13 protein-coding genes and 2 pseudogenes are annotated in these 17,462 nt (G+C 69.9%); 11 read left to right on the top strand and 4 right to left on the bottom strand.

Going from position 1 to position 17,462, the window contains the following annotated elements; translation table 11 throughout:
* Position 1: 1 nt before the first annotated feature.
* The gene (uvrB, locus tag ACZ5AJ_RS06860) at positions 2-2,107 is read left to right on the top strand and encodes an excinuclease ABC subunit UvrB (protein ID WP_464138267.1); all 2,106 of its coding nucleotides are present in this window, start codon (positions 2-4) and stop codon (positions 2,105-2,107) included.
* A 43-nt stretch (positions 2,108-2,150) separates the two neighbouring features.
* On the opposite strand, the pseudogene ACZ5AJ_RS06855 reads toward uvrB, so the two are convergent.
* Together ACZ5AJ_RS06855 and ACZ5AJ_RS06850 are read right to left on the bottom strand one after the other, a co-directional pair.
* Positions 2,151-2,249, bottom strand: a pseudogene (locus ACZ5AJ_RS06855) (hypothetical protein); the annotation flags it as partial.
* Between the two features lie 219 nt (positions 2,250-2,468).
* Complete coding sequence (locus ACZ5AJ_RS06850) at positions 2,469-2,693, bottom strand: helix-turn-helix domain-containing protein (protein WP_464138265.1); 225 nt, start codon at positions 2,691-2,693, stop codon at positions 2,469-2,471.
* On the opposite strand from ACZ5AJ_RS06850, the pseudogene ACZ5AJ_RS06845 reads away from it, so the two are divergent.
* Positions 2,664-2,810 (top strand): annotated as a pseudogene (locus ACZ5AJ_RS06845) (IS256 family transposase); the annotation flags it as partial. The gene ACZ5AJ_RS06850 and the pseudogene ACZ5AJ_RS06845 overlap by 30 nt on opposite strands.
* Before the next feature lie 74 nt (positions 2,811-2,884).
* Here ACZ5AJ_RS06845 and ACZ5AJ_RS06840 read toward each other — a convergent pair.
* Both ACZ5AJ_RS06840 and ACZ5AJ_RS06835 read right to left on the bottom strand, forming a co-directional pair.
* Positions 2,885-4,657 (bottom strand): bifunctional 3'-5' exonuclease/DNA polymerase, encoded by a 1,773-nt coding sequence (locus tag ACZ5AJ_RS06840; RefSeq protein WP_464138264.1) that lies wholly within the window; start codon positions 4,655-4,657, stop codon positions 2,885-2,887.
* Entirely contained in the window at positions 4,636-5,358 is a 723-nt protein-coding gene (locus tag ACZ5AJ_RS06835; RefSeq protein WP_464138263.1) for an MBL fold metallo-hydrolase, read from the bottom strand. The genes ACZ5AJ_RS06840 and ACZ5AJ_RS06835 overlap by 22 nt, the downstream gene beginning before the upstream one ends.
* Positions 5,359-5,454: 96 nt before the next feature.
* Here ACZ5AJ_RS06835 and uvrA point away from each other — a divergent pair, with 96 nt between their 5' ends.
* From uvrA to secG, 9 genes are all read left to right on the top strand, one after another.
* On the top strand, positions 5,455-8,334 hold the full coding sequence (gene uvrA / locus ACZ5AJ_RS06830) for an excinuclease ABC subunit UvrA (RefSeq protein ID WP_464138261.1): 2,880 nt from the start codon (positions 5,455-5,457) through the stop codon (positions 8,332-8,334).
* 26 nt (positions 8,335-8,360) lie between these two features.
* Positions 8,361-10,325, top strand: a complete 1,965-nt coding sequence (gene uvrC, locus ACZ5AJ_RS06825) for an excinuclease ABC subunit UvrC (RefSeq protein ID WP_464138260.1) — start codon at positions 8,361-8,363, stop codon at positions 10,323-10,325.
* The gene (gene rapZ, locus ACZ5AJ_RS06820; protein WP_464138259.1) at positions 10,322-11,218 is read left to right on the top strand and encodes an RNase adapter RapZ; all 897 of its coding nucleotides are present in this window, start codon (positions 10,322-10,324) and stop codon (positions 11,216-11,218) included. Before uvrC ends, rapZ begins: the two co-directional genes overlap by 4 nt.
* Positions 11,215-12,336 carry a gluconeogenesis factor YvcK family protein gene (locus ACZ5AJ_RS06815; RefSeq protein WP_464138257.1) on the top strand — a complete coding sequence of 374 codons (1,122 nt, stop codon included), beginning with the start codon at positions 11,215-11,217 and terminating at the stop codon, positions 12,334-12,336. The genes rapZ and ACZ5AJ_RS06815 overlap by 4 nt, the downstream gene beginning before the upstream one ends.
* The gene (gene whiA / locus ACZ5AJ_RS06810) at positions 12,320-13,291 is read left to right on the top strand and encodes a DNA-binding protein WhiA (protein WP_464138256.1); all 972 of its coding nucleotides are present in this window, start codon (positions 12,320-12,322) and stop codon (positions 13,289-13,291) included. The genes ACZ5AJ_RS06815 and whiA overlap by 17 nt, the downstream gene beginning before the upstream one ends.
* A 242-nt stretch (positions 13,292-13,533) precedes the next feature.
* Entirely contained in the window at positions 13,534-14,538 is a 1,005-nt protein-coding gene (gap, locus tag ACZ5AJ_RS06805) for a type I glyceraldehyde-3-phosphate dehydrogenase (RefSeq protein WP_464138255.1), read from the top strand.
* A gap of 149 nt (positions 14,539-14,687) precedes the next feature.
* On the top strand, positions 14,688-15,890 hold the full coding sequence (locus ACZ5AJ_RS06800) for a phosphoglycerate kinase (RefSeq protein WP_464138253.1): 1,203 nt from the start codon (positions 14,688-14,690) through the stop codon (positions 15,888-15,890).
* Positions 15,887-16,663 (top strand): triose-phosphate isomerase, encoded by a 777-nt coding sequence (tpiA, locus tag ACZ5AJ_RS06795; RefSeq protein WP_464138250.1) that lies wholly within the window; start codon positions 15,887-15,889, stop codon positions 16,661-16,663. Before ACZ5AJ_RS06800 ends, tpiA begins: the two co-directional genes overlap by 4 nt.
* 138 nt (positions 16,664-16,801) lie before the next feature.
* A complete protein-coding gene (gene secG, locus ACZ5AJ_RS06790) occupies positions 16,802-17,050 on the top strand; it encodes a preprotein translocase subunit SecG (protein ID WP_464138247.1) in 249 nt (82 codons plus the stop codon).
* Positions 17,051-17,462 lie beyond the last annotated feature (412 nt).

Below are 17,462 nucleotides of genomic sequence, written 5' to 3'. Positions count from 1 at the left end.
CATGCGTCCTGTCACCGATCTGGTCCGCGCCGAGCATCCCTTCGAGGTCGTCTCCGAGTACAAGCCCTCGGGCGATCAGCCGCAGGCGATCGACGAGCTCGCACGGCGCATCGAGTCGGGCGAGCAGGATGTGGTCCTGCTGGGGGCCACAGGCACGGGCAAGAGCGCCACCACCGCCTGGCTGATCGAGAAGCTGCAGCGCCCTACGCTGGTGATGGCGCACAACAAGACCCTCGCAGCGCAGCTGGCCAGCGAGTTCCGCGATCTGCTGCCGAACAACGCTGTCGAGTACTTCGTCTCCTACTACGACTACTACCAGCCCGAGGCGTACGTCCCGCAGTCGGACACCTACATCGAGAAGGACTCGTCGATCAACGCAGAGGTCGAGCGGCTGCGCCACAGCGCGACCAACTCTCTGCTGACCCGGCGCGACGTCGTAGTGGTCTCCTCCGTCTCCTGCATCTACGGCCTGGGCACTCCGCAGGAGTACGTCGACCGCATGGTGCAGCTCTCCCGCGGCGACCAGGTGGACCGCGACGAGCTCCTGAGGCGCTTCGTGGACATGCAGTACGACCGCAACGACGTCGCCTTCGAGCGCGGCACCTTCCGCGTTCGAGGGGACACCGTGGAGATCATCCCCATGTACGAGGAGCTCGCCCTGCGCATCGAGCTCTTCGGGGACGAGATCGACGCGCTGTACACGCTCCATCCGATGACCGGGGAGGTGATCCGTGAGGAGGACCACATCCACATCTTCCCCGCCTCCCACTACGTCGCCGGCCCTGAGCGGCTCGCCAAGGCGCTGGACTCCATCGAGGTCGAGCTCGGCGAGCGGCTGGAGGAGCTCGAGGGGCAGAACAAGCTCCTGGAGGCGCAGCGTCTGCGCATGCGCACCACCCATGATCTCGAGATGCTCCGTCAGACCGGCTCCACCAACGGCGTCGAGAACTACTCCCGGCACCTCGACGGGCGCGGGCCGGGCACCCCGCCGAACACCCTCATGGACTACTTCCCCGAGGACTTCCTCCTGGTCATCGACGAGTCCCATGTGACCGTGCCGCAGATCGGCGCGATGTACGAGGGCGACCGCTCCCGCAAGCGCACGCTCGTCGACTTCGGCTTCCGTCTGCCGTCGGCCCTGGACAACCGTCCGCTGACCTTCGCCGAGTTCACCGAGCGCACCGGGCAGACGGTCTACCTCTCCGCCACGCCCGCAGATTATGAGCTCGGTCGGGCCGACGGCGTGGTCGAGCAGATCATCCGCCCGACGGGCCTCGTGGACCCCGAGGTCATCGTGAAGCCCGTCAAGGGGCAGATCGATGATCTGCGCGAGGAGATCGACAAGCGCGTCCAGCGCGACGAGCGCGTCCTGGTCACGACGCTCACCAAGCGCATGGCCGAGGATCTCACGGACTATCTCCTCGAGAACGGCGTGCGCGTGCAGTACCTCCATTCCGACGTCGACACGCTGCGCCGCGTGGAGCTGCTGCGCTCGCTGCGCCTGGGGGAGTACGACGTGCTGGTCGGCATCAACCTCCTGCGCGAGGGTCTGGACCTGCCCGAGGTGTCGCTCGTGTCGATCCTCGACGCCGACAAGGAGGGCTTCCTGCGCTCGCGCACCTCCCTGATCCAGACCATCGGGCGTGCCGCCCGCAACGTCTCAGGTCAGGTGCACATGTACGCCGATAGGGTCACCGACTCCATGCAGGAAGCGATCGACGAGACGAACCGGCGCCGCGCGAAGCAGATCGCCTACAACGAGGCGCATGGCATCGACCCGACACCCCTGCGCAAGCGCATCGCCGACGTCACCGACATGCTCGCCCGCGAGGACATCGACACCGACACCCTCATGGCCACCGACTACCGGTCCGGCAAGGAGAGGGTCGCTCGCGAGCGAGCCCGCGCGAACGCCGTCGACGCGGTCTCCGGTCGCCAGGTCGACCTCGGCGACGACCCCGTCGGTGCTCTCACCGGCATGATCGAGGAGATGACCGCTCAGATGCACCAGGCGGCCGAGTCGCTGAACTTCGAGGTCGCGGCCCGACTGCGCGACGAGGTCTCCGAGCTGAAGAAGGAGCTGCGGCGCGTTCAGCGCTCGAGCTGAACCGGATCCCGGTGGTCTCGGCGACTCTCAGACCGCGATCTCCGATCGGCGTCGGGACAGCTCCCGCACCGCCCCGTGCAGAGGGGATGTCGTAGAGCGGCGCCACCTGCCAGCGACCGTTCCGATCGCGCAGGATCGACACGTTCTTGGCGTGCAGGTCGCCGTTGCCGGTGAGCCATCCGTGTCACGGGGCGATCCGTGATCGGCAGGGTCGTGGCGACAGGCTCTCCCGCATATCCCTCGCGATAGCGGAAGGCCATCTCGCCGGACTGCGCCCGCACGAGAGTTCCTGCGAGCGTCCCCGCCTTGTGCACGTCAGCCCGCCCGACGAGACGCAGCGAGCCCAGCTCCGGGAGGACGCTCACTGAGCCACCGTCAGATTCAGCCCGAGCACCGTGAGCACCGCGAGCACGGATCGCAGCCCGGGGCTGCCGGAGCCGATCTCGATCTCCCGGATCGTGCGATCGGAGAGTCCGGCCAGCTCGCCCAGCTGCTGCTGCGAGAGCCCGGCCTCCTTCCGGGCGCGACGGATCGTCGTGTCGATCTCCGTCACGAGCTCATCGGCGCCGTCCTCCAGGACCAGCACGAGGAATGGCAGTACGGCGAACGCCGCTGCATCAGCGACATCTCCCTACGCCGCCTCGCCGACATGCTCACCAGCGACACCTCCGAGACCACCAGCCGACTCCACATGACCGCCTGACCCAGAAGCCACCACACAACGGGACTCGACCGAGCGCCACCGCCGTCGGGAGGAGCGCGAGGTCCGGACAGCGCTCACTTCTCCGCCGAGCGCTCCGAGATCGCCAGGTCCAGAGGGAAGTCGATCGGGCTGCCCGGGAACAGCAGTCGCCCAGCGGCATCCGCCGACTCGCGGACCGCCGTCGCCGCCGCGTCGGCCTGCTCCGCCGGAGCATGCACGATCACCTCGTCGTGGAGGAAGAAGGCCAGGTGCGCGCGACGGGAGAACACCGGGCCCGAGGGACCGGCCGCCCTGTCCGACGCCACCTCCGGGAAGCTCGCGAGTCGCAGCCGCAGCGCCGCCATCCAGGACAGCGCCCACTCCGCGGCCGTGCCCTGCACGACGAAGTTCCGGGTGAAGCGCCCGCGGTCACGGGCCGCGCGGCGCGCTCGCTCCTGAGCCGCCGTCGGGGCATCGACCTGGTTCGCGCTGCGCTGCGCCTGCGTCCACGCCGGCTCAGGCGCGGGGGAGGAGCGCCCCAGCCAGGTGGTCACGGTCCCGCCGCGCTCGCCGGTCGCCGCCGCCTCATCGACCAGGCGCATCGCGTCGGGGAAGGTCCGCCGCAGCCGCGGCACCACCCGGCCGCTGTCCCCGGTGGTTCCGCCGTACAGGGCTCCGAGCACGCCGACCTTCGCCTCCTGGCGCGTCGCGACGACCCGTGCCTCGACGATGCCCGAGTAGAGGTCCTTCCCCTCTCCCGCCGCGATCATCGCGCGATCGTCGGACATGGCGGCGAGCACCCGCGGCTCCAGCTGCGACACGTCGGCGCTCACCAGGCGCCACCCCGGATCGGCCCGCAGCGCAGGGCGCAGCTGCCGCGGGATCTGCAGCGCGCCGCCGCCGCTGCTGGCCCAGCGACCGGTCACCACGCCGCCCGGGACGTAGTGGGGCCGATAGCGTCCGTCGTGCACCCACTCCTCCAACCATGCCCAGCCGTTGGCGGTGAGCAGCCGGGACATCTTCTTGTACCTCAGCAGCGGCTGGATGGAGGGATGGTCCAGCTCCCGCAGCTCCCACTGCGAGGTGGAGGCGACGTCGATCCCCGCGCGGTGCAGGGCGCGCAGCAGCTTGGGCGGCGAGTCCAGCGGCACCAGCGGGTCCCCCAGCGCGGTGCGCGCCTCCGCCCCCGCCTCCGCCATCCGAGCAGGCACCCCGCCGGGAGAAGGACGCGGTCCGAGGGCGGCGGCGAGGATCCGGTCGTGCTCGACCGCGTCCCAGGGGATCCCGGCGGCGTGCAGCTCGGCGGCGATCAGGGCGCCTGCGGACTCCGCGGCGATCAGCAGGCGCAGGCGAGGCATGTCCCTCGCACCGTCGAGCGCGATGCGCTGGCGCTCGAACTCCGCGAGCGTCTCGTCCAGGGCGTCGGGGACGTCGACGGATCCTGTCGGGGCGGCATCGAGATCGAAGAGAGTCGCTCCGACGACGCGCTGGGGCTCGTGCGGGTCCAGAGGCGTGTCCCACGCGGATGCGTCGCGCAGCGCCGCCTGGTCGCGCACCAGCTCCGAATCGCGCAGGATCCGGTGGATCAGACGCAGATCATGGCAGCGCTGGACCGTCACCCCGGCTGCGAGCAGACGCGGGTACCAGGTGGCCGCATCGCTCCAGACCCAGCGCACCGGCGATGCCGCTTCCGACGCCGCCTCCTTCAGCGCGACCGCGGTCGGCAGGTCCCGGGCAGGGAGCTCCTCGATGGACAGGGGCCGCCCCGCGGGATCGAGACCGACGAGCGCGATGCGCCCGCCGTCGGCCCGTCCGAGGACGCACCAGGCCGGGGCCGGAGGAGAGGTCACCAGCCGCGTGCCCGCCATGCAGGCAGCGAGGCCCGCTCCGCGCCGAGGGTGGTGTCGTCACCATGTCCCGGATAGACCCAGGTCCCGTCGGCGAGACGGTCGAAGATACGCCGCTGGACGTCGTCGATCAGCTGTGCGAAGCGCCGCGGGTCGCGGTCCGTGTTCCCCACCCCTCCGGGGAACAGCGAGTCGCCGGTGAAGAGATGATCGCCGTCCGTCCCGCCGCGCCAGAGCAGCGCGACGGAGCCGGGGGTGTGGCCGCGCAGATGGATGATCTCCACGGTCTGCGTCCCGACCTCGAGCACGTCGCCGTCGCCGAGAGGGAGGTCCACGGGGACGGGGAGCGCCGCGGCATCCTCCGCGCCCGCTGCGGTGCGGGCGCCGGTCGCCCCGACGATCTCCGCGAGCGCGCCGACGTGGTCGTGATGGGAGTGGGTGGTGACGATGAGGTCCAGCCGAGCGCCTGCCGCGCCTGCCGTTCCCGTCGCCCCTGTCGCTCCCGGCGCCGCGGTCGCGCCTGCCGCGATCAGCTGCAGCAGCGCATCCGGATCCGCAGCGGCGTCCACCAGCAGCTGTGCTCCCGTCGACCGGCAGGTCAGCAGATAGGCGTTGTTGTCCATCGGCCCGACGGAGAGCTTGCGGATCTGCAGACCCTGGAGGGTGCGCACCGCGGCCTCGCCGCCGGGCTCGACGTGCCCGGTGTACTCGTGATCAGCCATGGGGACAGTATGGGACAGCATGCCGCACACTCATGTCGACTTCATCTCTCCCCGAACGTCTGTTCGAACGGCGTCCGACGTGCCTAGGATGGGCCGGTGACTGAAACGCTGGTGGTCCGCGGAGCGCGGGAGCACAACCTCAAGAACATCGACATCGAGATCCCCCGGAACAGGCTGGTGGTGTTCTCCGGTCTGTCGGGCTCCGGGAAGAGCTCGCTCGCCTTCGACACGATCTTCGCCGAGGGGCAGCGACGCTACGTGGAGTCCCTCTCGGCGTATGCGCGCCAGTTCCTGGGGCAGATGGACAAGCCGTCCGTCGATCTCATCGAGGGCCTCTCCCCGGCGGTGTCCATCGACCAGAAGTCGACCAACCGCAATCCGCGATCGACCGTCGGCACCATCACCGAGGTCTACGACTACCTCCGCCTGCTGTTCTCCCGCACCGGCGTGCAGCACTGCCCTGTGTGCGGCGAGCGGGTCAGCTCGTCGTCGGCCGAGCAGATCGTCGACGAGCTGCTGGACGAGGAGCACCATCCGACGGGCACCCGCTTCCAGCTGCTGGCACCGGTCGTGCAGGGGCGCAAGGGAGAGCACGCCGACCTGCTGAGCTCGCTGCGCTCCCAGGGATACGCGCGCGCCCGCGTCGACGGGACGGTCCGGCGCCTGGACGAGGAGATCACCCTCGACAAGAAGTTCAAGCACACCATCGAGGTCGTCGTCGACCGCCTCGCCGCGAAGCCGGACTCCCGACGCCGGCTGACGGACTCCGTCGAGACCGCGCTGCGCCTGGCCGAGGGCATCCTGCTGGTGGACTTCGTCGACCTCGACGACGACGATCCGCACCGCAGCCGTCGCTTCTCCGAGAAGCGCGCCTGCCCCAACGGGCACCCCATCGCGATCGACGACATCGAACCGCGCACCTTCTCCTTCAACGCCCCCTACGGCGCCTGCCCCGAATGCACCGGCATCGGCATGCGTCTGGAGGTCGATCCCGAGCTCGTGATCCCCGACGAGGACCTGAGCCTCTCCGAGGGAGCCATCGCCCCCTGGACCATGGGCTCCTCGGATCACCATCAGGAGATCATGACCGCGCTCGCCGAGGAACTGTCCTTCTCCATGGACACGCCATGGCGGGCGCTTCCCTCGCGGGCCCGCGAGGCCCTGCTCCACGGCAAGGACTACAAGGTCCATGTGAAGTACCGCAACCGCTTCGGACGCGAGCGCACCTACTCCACAGGCTTCGAGGGCGTGATGAACTTCCTCGAGCGGCGGCACTCCGACACCGAGTCCGACTGGGCCAAGGAGCGCTATGAGCAGTTCATGCGCGAGGTCCCCTGCCCGGCATGCCGCGGTGCGCGCCTGCGTCCCGAGGTGCTCGCGGTCACCGTCGGCGGACGCTCCATCGCCGAGGTCTGCGACATGTCGATCCGAGATGCCCTCGCCTATGCGCAGGGTCTGCAGCTCGGCGTCCGCGAAGCCGCGATCGCCGACGAGGTCCTGCGGGAGATCCGCGCCCGCCTCGGATTCCTGCTCGACGTCGGCCTCGACTACCTGACGCTCTCCCGGGCCGCGGCGACGCTCTCCGGCGGGGAGGCGCAGCGCATCCGCCTGGCCACCCAGATCGGCTCGGGACTGGTCGGGGTGCTCTACGTGCTCGACGAGCCCTCCATCGGACTGCACCAGCGTGACAACGAGCGCCTGATCTCCACCCTCACCCGGCTGAGGGACCTCGGGAACACGCTGATCGTCGTCGAGCACGACGAGGACACGCTGAACTCCGCGGACTGGGTGGTCGACATCGGCCCGCTCGCCGGAGAGCACGGAGGGCATGTGGTCCACTCCGGGACCGTCGAGGACCTCAAGACCAATCGGGACAGCCTCACCGGGCGCTATCTCAGCGGCGAGCTGGCGATCCCCGTGCCTCCGGTGCGCCGCCCGGTGGACCGCTCCCGCATGCTCAAGGTCATCGGCCCGCGGGCCAACAACCTCCAGGGGATGGATGTGAGCGTCCCGCTGGGCGTGTTCACCGCCGTCACCGGCGTCTCCGGCTCAGGGAAGTCGACCCTGGTCAACGACATCCTGTACTCGGTGCTCGCCAAGGAGCTCAATCGGGCCAGGATCGTCCCGGGCCGGCACAAGCGCGTCACCGGCCTCGAGCATCTCGACAAGGTCGTGCACGTGGACCAGTCGCCCATCGGCCGCACCCCGCGATCGAACCCGGCGACCTACACCGGCGTCTGGGACCGCGTGCGCACGCTGTTCGCGCAGACCACCGAGGCGAAGGTGCGCGGATACACGGCCGGGCGCTTCTCCTTCAACGTCAAGGGCGGGCGCTGCGAGGCCTGCTCGGGCGACGGCACCATCAAGATCGAGATGAACTTCCTGCCGGACGTCTACGTGCAGTGCGAGGTCTGCCACGGGAATCGCTACAACCGCGAGACGCTCGAGGTGCACTTCAAGGGGAAGAACGTCGCCGAGGTCCTGGCGATGCCGATCGAGGAGGCGCTCGAGTTCTTCGATGCCGTCCCCGCCATCCGCCGCCAGCTGCAGACGCTGGTGGACGTGGGGCTGGGGTACGTGCGACTCGGGCAGAGCGCCACCACGCTCTCCGGCGGCGAGGCGCAGCGCGTGAAGCTCGCCTCCGAGCTGCACAAGCGCTCCAACGGCCGGACCATCTACGTGCTCGACGAGCCGACGACCGGCCTGCACTTCGCCGATGTGCACAAGCTGCTCGAGGTCCTCGGCGGGCTCGTCGACAAGGGCAACACCGTCGTCGTGATCGAGCACAACCTCGACGTGATCAAGAGCGCCGACCACATCATCGACATGGGCCCCGAGGGGGGAGACGGGGGAGGCCGCGTGGTCGCCTCCGGCACCCCCGAGGAGGTTGCGGGGGCCGAGGGCTCCTACACCGCCCGGTTCCTGAAGCCCCTGCTCGAGAGCGGGCGCAGCGGAGCCGCCGCAGCGGCGGGCTGAGAGACCGGACAGGAGGCGCGAGCAGCATGGCCGATCCGGCGACGTACCGTCCGGCACCCGGCACCATCCCCACATCCCCGGGGGTGTACCGATTCCGCGACGAGCATGACCGCGTCATCTACGTGGGCAAGGCGAAGAACCTCCGTCAGAGGCTGTCCAGCTACTTCCAGGACATCACCGCCCTGCACGAGCGCACCCGACGGATGGTCACCACCGCTGTGCGCGTCGAGTGGACCGTCGTCGGCACCGAGGTCGAGGCCCTCACCCTCGAGTACACCTGGATCAAGGAGTACGACCCGCGGTTCAACGTCAAGCTCCGCGACGACAAGTCCTATCCGTACCTCGTGCTGACGATGGGGGAGAGAATCCCGAGGGTCCACATCACCCGCCGGCCCCGCGCCAAGGGCGATCGGGTCTTCGGGCCCTATCCCCAGGTCGGCGCCATCCGGGAGACCCTCGATCTGATGCTGCGCGTCTTCCCCGTGCGCAGCTGCACGGCGGGGGTCCTCCGGCGCGCCGAGCGGTCCGGGAGGCCCTGCCTGCTCGGATTCATCGGCAAGTGCGCCGCACCGTGCGTCGGCGACATCTCCATCGAGGACCATCGTCGCCTGGCCGAGCAGTTCGCCGACTTCATGGCCGGGAACACCGCCACCTACACGCGCGACATCGAGCGGCGCATGAAGGCTGCGGCCGCAGCCATGGACTACGAGGCCGCAGCGAGCCTGCGCGACGATCTGCGGAGCCTCGAGAAGGTGATGGAGAAGAACTCCGTCGTGCTCTCCGACGCGACCGACGCCGACCTGATCGCGCTCGCGCAGGACGAGCTCGAGGCCTCCGTCCAGGTCTTCCACGTGCGCGGCGGGCGGATCCGCGGCCAGCGAGGATGGACCGCAGAGATCCTCGACGAGTCGAGCCCCGCCGACCTCATAGAGCGCGCCCTGACCACGCTGTACACCGAGGGTGCGGCTCCTCGCGAGGTGCTCGTGCCGGTGCTGCCGAGCAACGTCGAGCAGGTCCGGGAGCTCATCGGGCACCCCGTCTCCCTGCGCGTCCCCCAGCGGGGGGAGAAGAAGGATCTTCTGGCCACCGTCACCGCCAACGCCGAGGACGCGCTGCGGCTGCACCGGCTCAAGCGCACCGGTGATCTCACGGCCCGCACCAAGGCCCTCGAGGATCTCGGCGAGGCCCTCGATCTCGCCGAGCCGCCGCTGCGCATCGAGTGCTTCGACATCTCTCACTCCCAGGGCACCAACGTCGTCGCCTCCCAGGTGGTCTTCGAGGACGGACTTCCGAAGAAGAGCGAGTACCGCCGCTACTCCATCTCCGGTGCCGCCGCGCGGGATGACACGGCCTCGATGCACGACGTGATCACCCGGCGTCTGAAGCATCACCTGGATCCGCCGGAGAAGACCGAGGAGGAGGCCAGGCGCTTCGCCTACCCGCCGTCGCTGATCCTCGTCGACGGCGGCCCCCCGCAGGTCGCCGCCGCCCAGCGCGCCTTCGACGAGCTCGGTGTGAGCGACATCGCGCTCGCGGGGATCGCCAAGCGCCTCGAGGAGATCTGGCTGCCGGGGGAGGAGTACCCGGTGATCCTTCCGCGCACGAGCGAGGCGCTCTTCCTCGTCCAGCGCCTGCGGGACGAGGCCCATCGCTTCGCGATCACCTACCACCGCTCCAAGCGCGGTCGCGCGATGCACGCGAGCGCCCTGGACGGGATCCCCGGTCTCGGACCCGCACGACGGCGCGCGCTCCTGGACCGCTTCGTCACGGTCTCCGCCGTGCGCGAGGCGGACCTCGACCAGCTGCAGGAGGTGACAGGGATCGGCCCCGCGCTCGCGACGCAGATCCAGGTCGCGCTACGATCCGGGGATGGCGCGCCGACCGATGCCGAGGCCCTCGACGTCGTCGTGGACATGGCGACGGGGGAGATCCTCGAGTCCGAGGAGGCGGCCGCCGATCCCGAACCCGCGCCGGAAGGAGAGCGACCGTGACAGCTCAGGAGCCGACGGGCACCCGCTCGGAGACGACCGGCGACGTCGTCATCATCACGGGCCTGGCAGGCGCCGGGCGCGAGACCGCCGCCCATGCGCTCGAGGACATGGGCTGGTACGTCGTCTACAACATCGCTCCGCAGCTGATCCCCACGCTCTATGAGCTCCAGGCCACGGCCCAGGGGCGCGACAACCGGTTCGCCGTCGTCGTCGACCCGCGCTCCGGACCATTCTTCGCGTCCCTGTCCGACGTCGTAGCCCAGATGCGCACGATGGACCTCCGGCTGCGGCTGGTGTTCCTCACCGCTGACGAGTCCACGCTGGTCAGACGCTTCGACTCCGTGCGCCGCCCGCATCCGCTGCAGGGCGACGAGGGCGTCCTCGAAGGGATGCGCAGGGAGCGGGAGATGCTCGCGCCCTATCGCCGGATGGCGGATCTCGTCATCGACACCTCCCCGCTGAACGTGCACCAGCTCACGATGAAGATGCGCACGGTGTTCGGCACGAGCGCCGAGCAGCGCCTGACCGTGACCGTGCTGTCCTTCGGCTTCAAGTACGGGATCCCGCTCGAGGCCGACCACGTCTCCGATGTGCGCTTCATCCCCAACCCCTACTGGATCCCCGAGCTCAAGCCGAAGCGGGGGACGGATCCCGAGGTCGCCGACTTCGTGCTCGGCGACGCGAACGCCACCGAGTTCGTGGACCGCTATCTCGAGATGATCCGCCCCGTCCTGCGCGGCTACAGCGCCGAGAACAAGCACTTCACGACGCTCGCGATCGGCTGCACCGGCGGCAAGCATCGTTCCGTGGCCATCGTGGAGCGCATCGGCGAGGAGCTGCGCCGCGCCGGCCACGCCGTGCGGATCCGTCACCGCGACCTGGGGCGCGAATGAGCATCGCACCACGATCCGGCGGCCGGCGTCCGGTCTTCGACGGCCTGTCCGCCCGCTCGCAACGCTCCCGTCGTCGCCCCGGGCTGGGCCGTCTCCGGGTGGTGGCGCTCGGCGGCGGTCATGGGCTCGCCTCGACGCTGCGCGCGCTCCGCCTGCTGGCGGACGACATCACCGCAGTCGTCACCGTCGCCGACAACGGGGGCTCCTCGGGACGCATCCGCACCGAGATGCCCGTGCTCCCGCCGGGCGACCTGCGCATGGCGCTCGCAGCGCTGTGCGAGGACTCCGAATGGGGATCGGTCTGGGGCGACGTCATCCAGCACCGGTTCGACACCACCGGCGAGCTCGCCGGGCACGCCCTCGGAAACCTCCTGATCGTCTCGCTCTGGCAGATCCTCGAGGACCCGATCGAGGGCCTCGACCAGATGGGCGAGCTGCTGGGCGCCCGCGGTCGCGTGCTGCCTATGGCGCTCGAGCCGCTGGACATCGAGGCGGACGTCCTCAGCCGCGACGGCTCCCTCCGCACCGTGCGCGGTCAGTGGCAGGTGGCGACAGCCGACGGCCGGATCGAGCAGGTGCGGCTCGACCCGCCGCGCCCGCAGGTGGCGCAGGACGTCCTCGACGCGATCGGACGCGCCGACTGGATCATCGTCGGCCCCGGCTCCTGGTACACATCGGTCCTTCCTCATCTGATGGTCCCGGAGATCGCCGAGGCGATCCGCACCAGTCCCGCTCGGCGCTGCATCACGACCAACCTCTCCGTCGGTCATCAGGAGGCCGAGGGGATGAGCAGCCTCGACCTGCTCGAGGTGCTGCTCGAGCATGCTCCGGGCACACGCTTCGACGCGCTGGTGGCCGACCCCACGGCGCTCGACGACGCGCTCGCCCTGTCCGAGGCGGCGGAGGCCAAGGGCATCCGCACCCTGCTGCGTCAGGTCAGCGTCGGCGACGGAACCCCGACCCACGATCCCGTGCGGCTCGCCGCTGCCTACCGCGACGTGTTCGACGACGTCTACAGCGATGTCTACGGCGATGCCGATCCGGCCCCAGCGGGCGCTGCCGCGGCGCCGCACGCCGCACCGAACTCTGAGGAGGACCCCAATGGCGCTGACCGCTGACGCCAAGGAGGAGCTGAGCCATCTGGAGGTGACACGGCCCTCGGCGCGCAAGGCGGAGGCCGCGGCCATGCTCCGGTTCGCCGGCGGACTGCATCTGGTCGCCGGCCATGTCGTGGTGGAGGCGGAGCTGGACTCCGCCGCCGTCGCGAGGAGGCTCCACGCCACCATCGCCGAGATGTACGGGCATCGGGCGGATATCGCCGTGCTCGCTCCGTCGGGGATCCGCCGCAGCACCCGCTACATCGTCCGCGTCGAGCGAGAGGGCGGCATGCTCGCCCGCCAGACGGGTCTGCTCGACGCGAGGGGTCGTCCCGTGAGAGGCATGCCGCCGGCGGTCGTCGGCGGCGCCGCGGTCGATGCTGAGGCCGCATGGCGGGGTGCCTTCCTGGCACGCGGAACCCTCACCGAGCCCGGGCGCTCGTCGGCGCTGGAGCTGTCCTGTCCGGGCCCCGAGGTCGCGCTGGCGATGGTCGGAGCGGCTCGGCGGCTGGGCGTCGCCTCGAAGGCCCGGGAGGCGCGCGGCGCCGACCGCGTGGTCCTGCGCGACGGAGACGCGATCTCGGCGCTCCTGACGCGCATGGGCGCACATCAGACCGTGCTGGCCTGGGAGGAGCGGCGCACGCGCCGTGAGGTGCGGGCGACCGCACATCGTCTGGCCAACTTCGACGACGCGAACCTCCGGCGCTCCGCGCGAGCCGCGGTCGCCGCGGGGCAGCGGGTCCAGAGGGCGCTGGAGATCCTCGGGGATGACGTGCCGGAGCATCTTCGGGCGGCCGGCGACCTGCGTCTCGCGCACCGTCAGGCGAGCCTCGAGGAGCTCGGACGACTCGCGGACCCGCCCATGACCAAGGACGCCGTCGCCGGTCGGATCCGCCGTCTGCTGGCGATGGCCGACAAGCGCGCGGAGGAGCTCGGCATCCCCGGGACCGAGGAGGCCGATGACGGGGGCGAGTGAGCTCCGCACCGGCACCTCCACGGCCTGTGCGCGGAGGCGGGCTGAGGCCCTCGCAGCCCGCGCGGCAACGAGCGCTGACGGTCGAGCACTGCTCAAGGACTGAATACCCGCGTCGCACGCCTCACACCATTGATAGGATCATCGCGGTCGTCGGTCAACGCCGGCACCGTCCGAGCGTACGAGGGCGTGCGCGCCACCCCCTGTCCACCCTTCGCAGACGGTCTGTGAAACTAGGAGGAACCGTGACCATTAAGGTCGGCATCAACGGATTCGGTCGAATCGGGCGCAACTTCCTGCGCGCCGCTCTGGCTCAGAACGCTGACATCGAGATCGTCGGCGTCAACGACCTGACCGACAACGCCACTCTCGCGAACCTCATCAAGTACGACTCCATCGGCGGGGTGCTCCCCCTCGAGGTCTCGCACGACGAGAACACCATCACGGTCGGCGACAAGGTCATCAAGGCGTACGCCGAGCGCGACCCGAAGAACATCCCCTGGGGCGAGATCGGCGCTGACGTCGTCATCGAGTCCACCGGCATCTTCACCGACGCCGAGAAGGCCAAGGCCCACATCGAGGCCGGCGCCAAGAAGGTCATCATCTCCGCTCCGGCGAAGAACGAGGACGCCACCTTCGTGATCGGCGTCAACGAGGGCGACTACGACCCGGCGAACCATCACATCGTCTCCAACGCCTCCTGCACCACCAACAGCCTCGCGCCGGTGGCCAAGGTGCTGAACGACGAGTTCGGCATCGTCAAGGGCCTGATGACCACCATCCACGCCTACACCTCGGACCAGGTGCTCCAGGACGGCCCGCACCGCGACCCGCGTCGTGCCCGCGCCGCCGCCCTGAACATCGTTCCCACCACCACCGGTGCGGCGAAGGCCGTGGCGCTGGTGCTGCCCGAGCTGAAGGGCAAGCTGGACGGCTACTCGCTGCGCGTGCCGGTGCCCACGGGCTCCATCACCGACCTCACCTTCGAGGCCTCCCGCGAGGTCACCGTCGAGGAGATCAACGCCGCGGTGAAGAAGGCCGCGGAGGGTCCGCTCAAGGGCGTCCTGCGCTACACCGAGGACCCGATCGTCTCCAAGGACATCGAGGGCGACCCGCACTCCTCGATCTTCGACTCGCAGCTGACGAAGGTCAACGGCAACCTGGTGAAGATCTTCGCCTGGTACGACAACGAGTGGGGCTTCTCCAACCGCCTCGTCGAGCTCTCGCAGCTCGTCGGCAAGTCCCTCTGATCCGCTCGTCGTCGTCCTGACGACTCGGACCATCCCGGAGCCCGCCGGCCACCGCCCCGAGGGGCAGGCGGCCGGCGGGCTCCGCTCGTCCCCGGTCTCCGAGTGCGGACGCATCGCGCCGCGCCGGGCCCTGACCTGAAGGAACCACCGTGCTGAAGACCATCGAGTCCCTCGGCGAGCTGCGCGGGAAGCGCGTCATCGTCCGAGCAGACCTCAACGTGCCGCTGGACGGCACCACCATCACCGACGACGGCCGCATCCGTGCAGCCCTCCCGACCCTGACCCGTCTGGTCGAGGCCGGTGCGAAGGTCGTCGTGATCTCCCACCTCGGTCGCCCGAAGGGCGCTCCTGAGGACAAGTACTCGCTCAAGCCCGTCGTCGCCCGCCTCGGCGAGCTGCTGGGCCAGGAGATCGCCTTCGCGACCGACACCGTCGGCGATTCCGCCCGCGAGGTCGTCGCAGCGCTCGAGGACGGCCGCGTGGCCCTGCTCGAGAACCTGCGCTTCAACCCGGGGGAGACCGCCAAGGCCGAGGCCGAGCGCCTCGTCTTCGCGCAGGCCCTGGCCGCTCTCGGCGACGCCTTCGTCTCCGACGGCTTCGGCGTCGTCCACCGCAAGCAGGCGTCGGTCTACGAGCTCGCGACCCTGCTGCCGTCCGCGGCGGGTCAGCTGGTGCTCGGCGAGGTCGAGTCCCTGCGCAAGGTCACCGATGATCCTGCCCGTCCCTTCGTCGTCGTCCTGGGCGGTGCGAAGGTGGCGGACAAGCTCGCCGTGATCGACAACCTGCTGGGCAAGGCCGACCGCATCCTCATCGGCGGCGGGATGGCATACACCTTCCAGAAGGCCAAGGGCTACGAGGTCGGCAACTCCCTGCTGGACGAGGAGAAGATCGACGTCGTGCGGGAGTACATCGAACGCGCCGAGAAGCAGGGCGTCGAGCTCGTGCTCCCGGTCGACTCGACGGTCGCCCCCGAGTTCGGTCCCGACGCGCCCTCCACGGTGGTTGCGGCGGACTCGATCCCGGCCGACCAGGAGGGCCTCGACATCGGTCCGGCGACCGCCGAACTGTTCGCCTCGAAGATCGCCGATGCGGCGACCGTGTTCTGGAACGGCCCCATGGGCGTGTTCGAGTTCGAGGCCTTCGCCACCGGAACCAAGGCCGTCGCCCAGGCTCTGGCCGACGCGCCGGGCTACACCGTGGTCGGCGGCGGCGACTCCGCCGCGGCCGTGCGCCTCCTCGGCTTCGACGAGGGCGCGTTCTCGCACATCTCCACCGGCGGCGGTGCGAGCCTCGAGCTGATCGAGGGCAAAGAGCTGCCGGGCATCGCGATCCTCGAGGAGGGCTCCAAGTGACCACCCGCACCCCGCTCATGGCGGGCAACTGGAAGATGAACCTCGACTGGAAGCAGGGCCTCGCCCTCGTCGAGGAGCTGGGCGACCTGCTCAAGGACATCGACACCGATGCGGTCGAGGCCGCCGTGCTGCCTCCGTTCGTGGACATCCGCACCGTGCAGACCGCGGTCGATGCGGGCAAGCTCCCGATCGCCTACGGCGGCCAGGACATCTCGGCGCACGAGTCGGGCGCCTACACCGGTGAGACCTCGGGCTCGATGCTCAAGGCCCTCGGCGCGACCTATGCCGCTGTCGGGCACTCCGAGCGCCGCCAGTACCACGGCGAGACCGAGGAGATCACCAACGCCAAGGTCAAGGCGGCCTTCGCTGCGGGCCTGGTGCCGATCCTGTGCGTCGGTGAGCCGCTCGAGGAGCGCAAGGCCGGCAAGCAGGTCGAGTACTCCCTCGCTCAGGTCGAGGGCGGCCTCGAGGGGCTCAGCGCCGAGCAGGTCGCGCAGACGGTCATCGCCTATGAGCCCGTCTGGGCCATCGGTACCGGCGAGGTCGCCACCCCGGATGACGCGCAGGAGGTCTGCGCGGCCATCCGCGAGTGGGTCCGCGGCAAGCACGGTGACGCGGCAGCAGACGCGCTGCGCGTGCTGTACGGGGGCTCCGTGAAGTCCTCCAACGTCGCTGAGCTGATGGAGCGGCCCGACGTCGACGGCGCCCTCGTCGGCGGTGCTTCGCTGAAGGCTGACGAGTTCGCGAAGATCGTCGGCTACCAGCAGGCCTGAGCCTCAGCGCCCGCCGAGGATCGCGATCACCCGCGCTCCTCGGCGATCGCTCCGCTGTGACGGGCCGGACCCGCGAGGGCCCGGCCCGTCGCGTATGCTGGACCGGTCCGTCCGACGCCGTGGAAGGTGACCCTTTTCGTGGATCTGAATCTCCTGAAGATCATCCTGCAGGTGCTGCTGGCTGCCACCAGCCTGCTGCTGGTGCTGCTGGTCCTGCTGCACAAGGGACGCGGCGGCGGCCTGTCGGACATGTTCGGCGGCGGAGTCTCCTCATCAGCCAGCGCCTCGGGTGTCGCCGAGCGGAACCTGAACCGCCTGACGGTGACCATCGCAGTGCTGTGGGCCGCGTGCTGCGTCGGCCTGGGGATCATCGAGCGCTTCATCTGACATCTCGGGACCCGTGCCGCATGCCGGCACGGTCAGTCCCGTGAGCGGAGGGCCGGTCACCATCACGGTGACCGGCCCTCCGCCCGTTCCGCTGCCGCAGTGGCGGTGCGTCCTCGTTCGTCAGCGCTCGTCACCGCTGGTCAGCGTTCGTCATCGCAGCCCTCGTCGGCCGAGCCCGCCTACCGGGGCACTGTCGAGCACCATCCGGCAGCACCCGCCGAGACTCGTGCACTCGTCCGCGTGGGGCTCTGTGTGCGTCTGTATGTCTGCATGTCTGTGCGGCGGTGTGGCGGTGCGGCGGGGCGGCTGCGGGGTCTGCGGGTCTGCGCGCTGCTCCGAGCTGCACGAGAGGAGTGTCCGTCGACTCCGCCAGCGGGCAGTGTCCGTCTACCGCCGTATGAACGGCGTTCGA

This window comes from Brachybacterium zhongshanense, from assembly GCF_055385755.1.
This window is presented reverse-complemented; position numbering and strand designations above follow the sequence as displayed.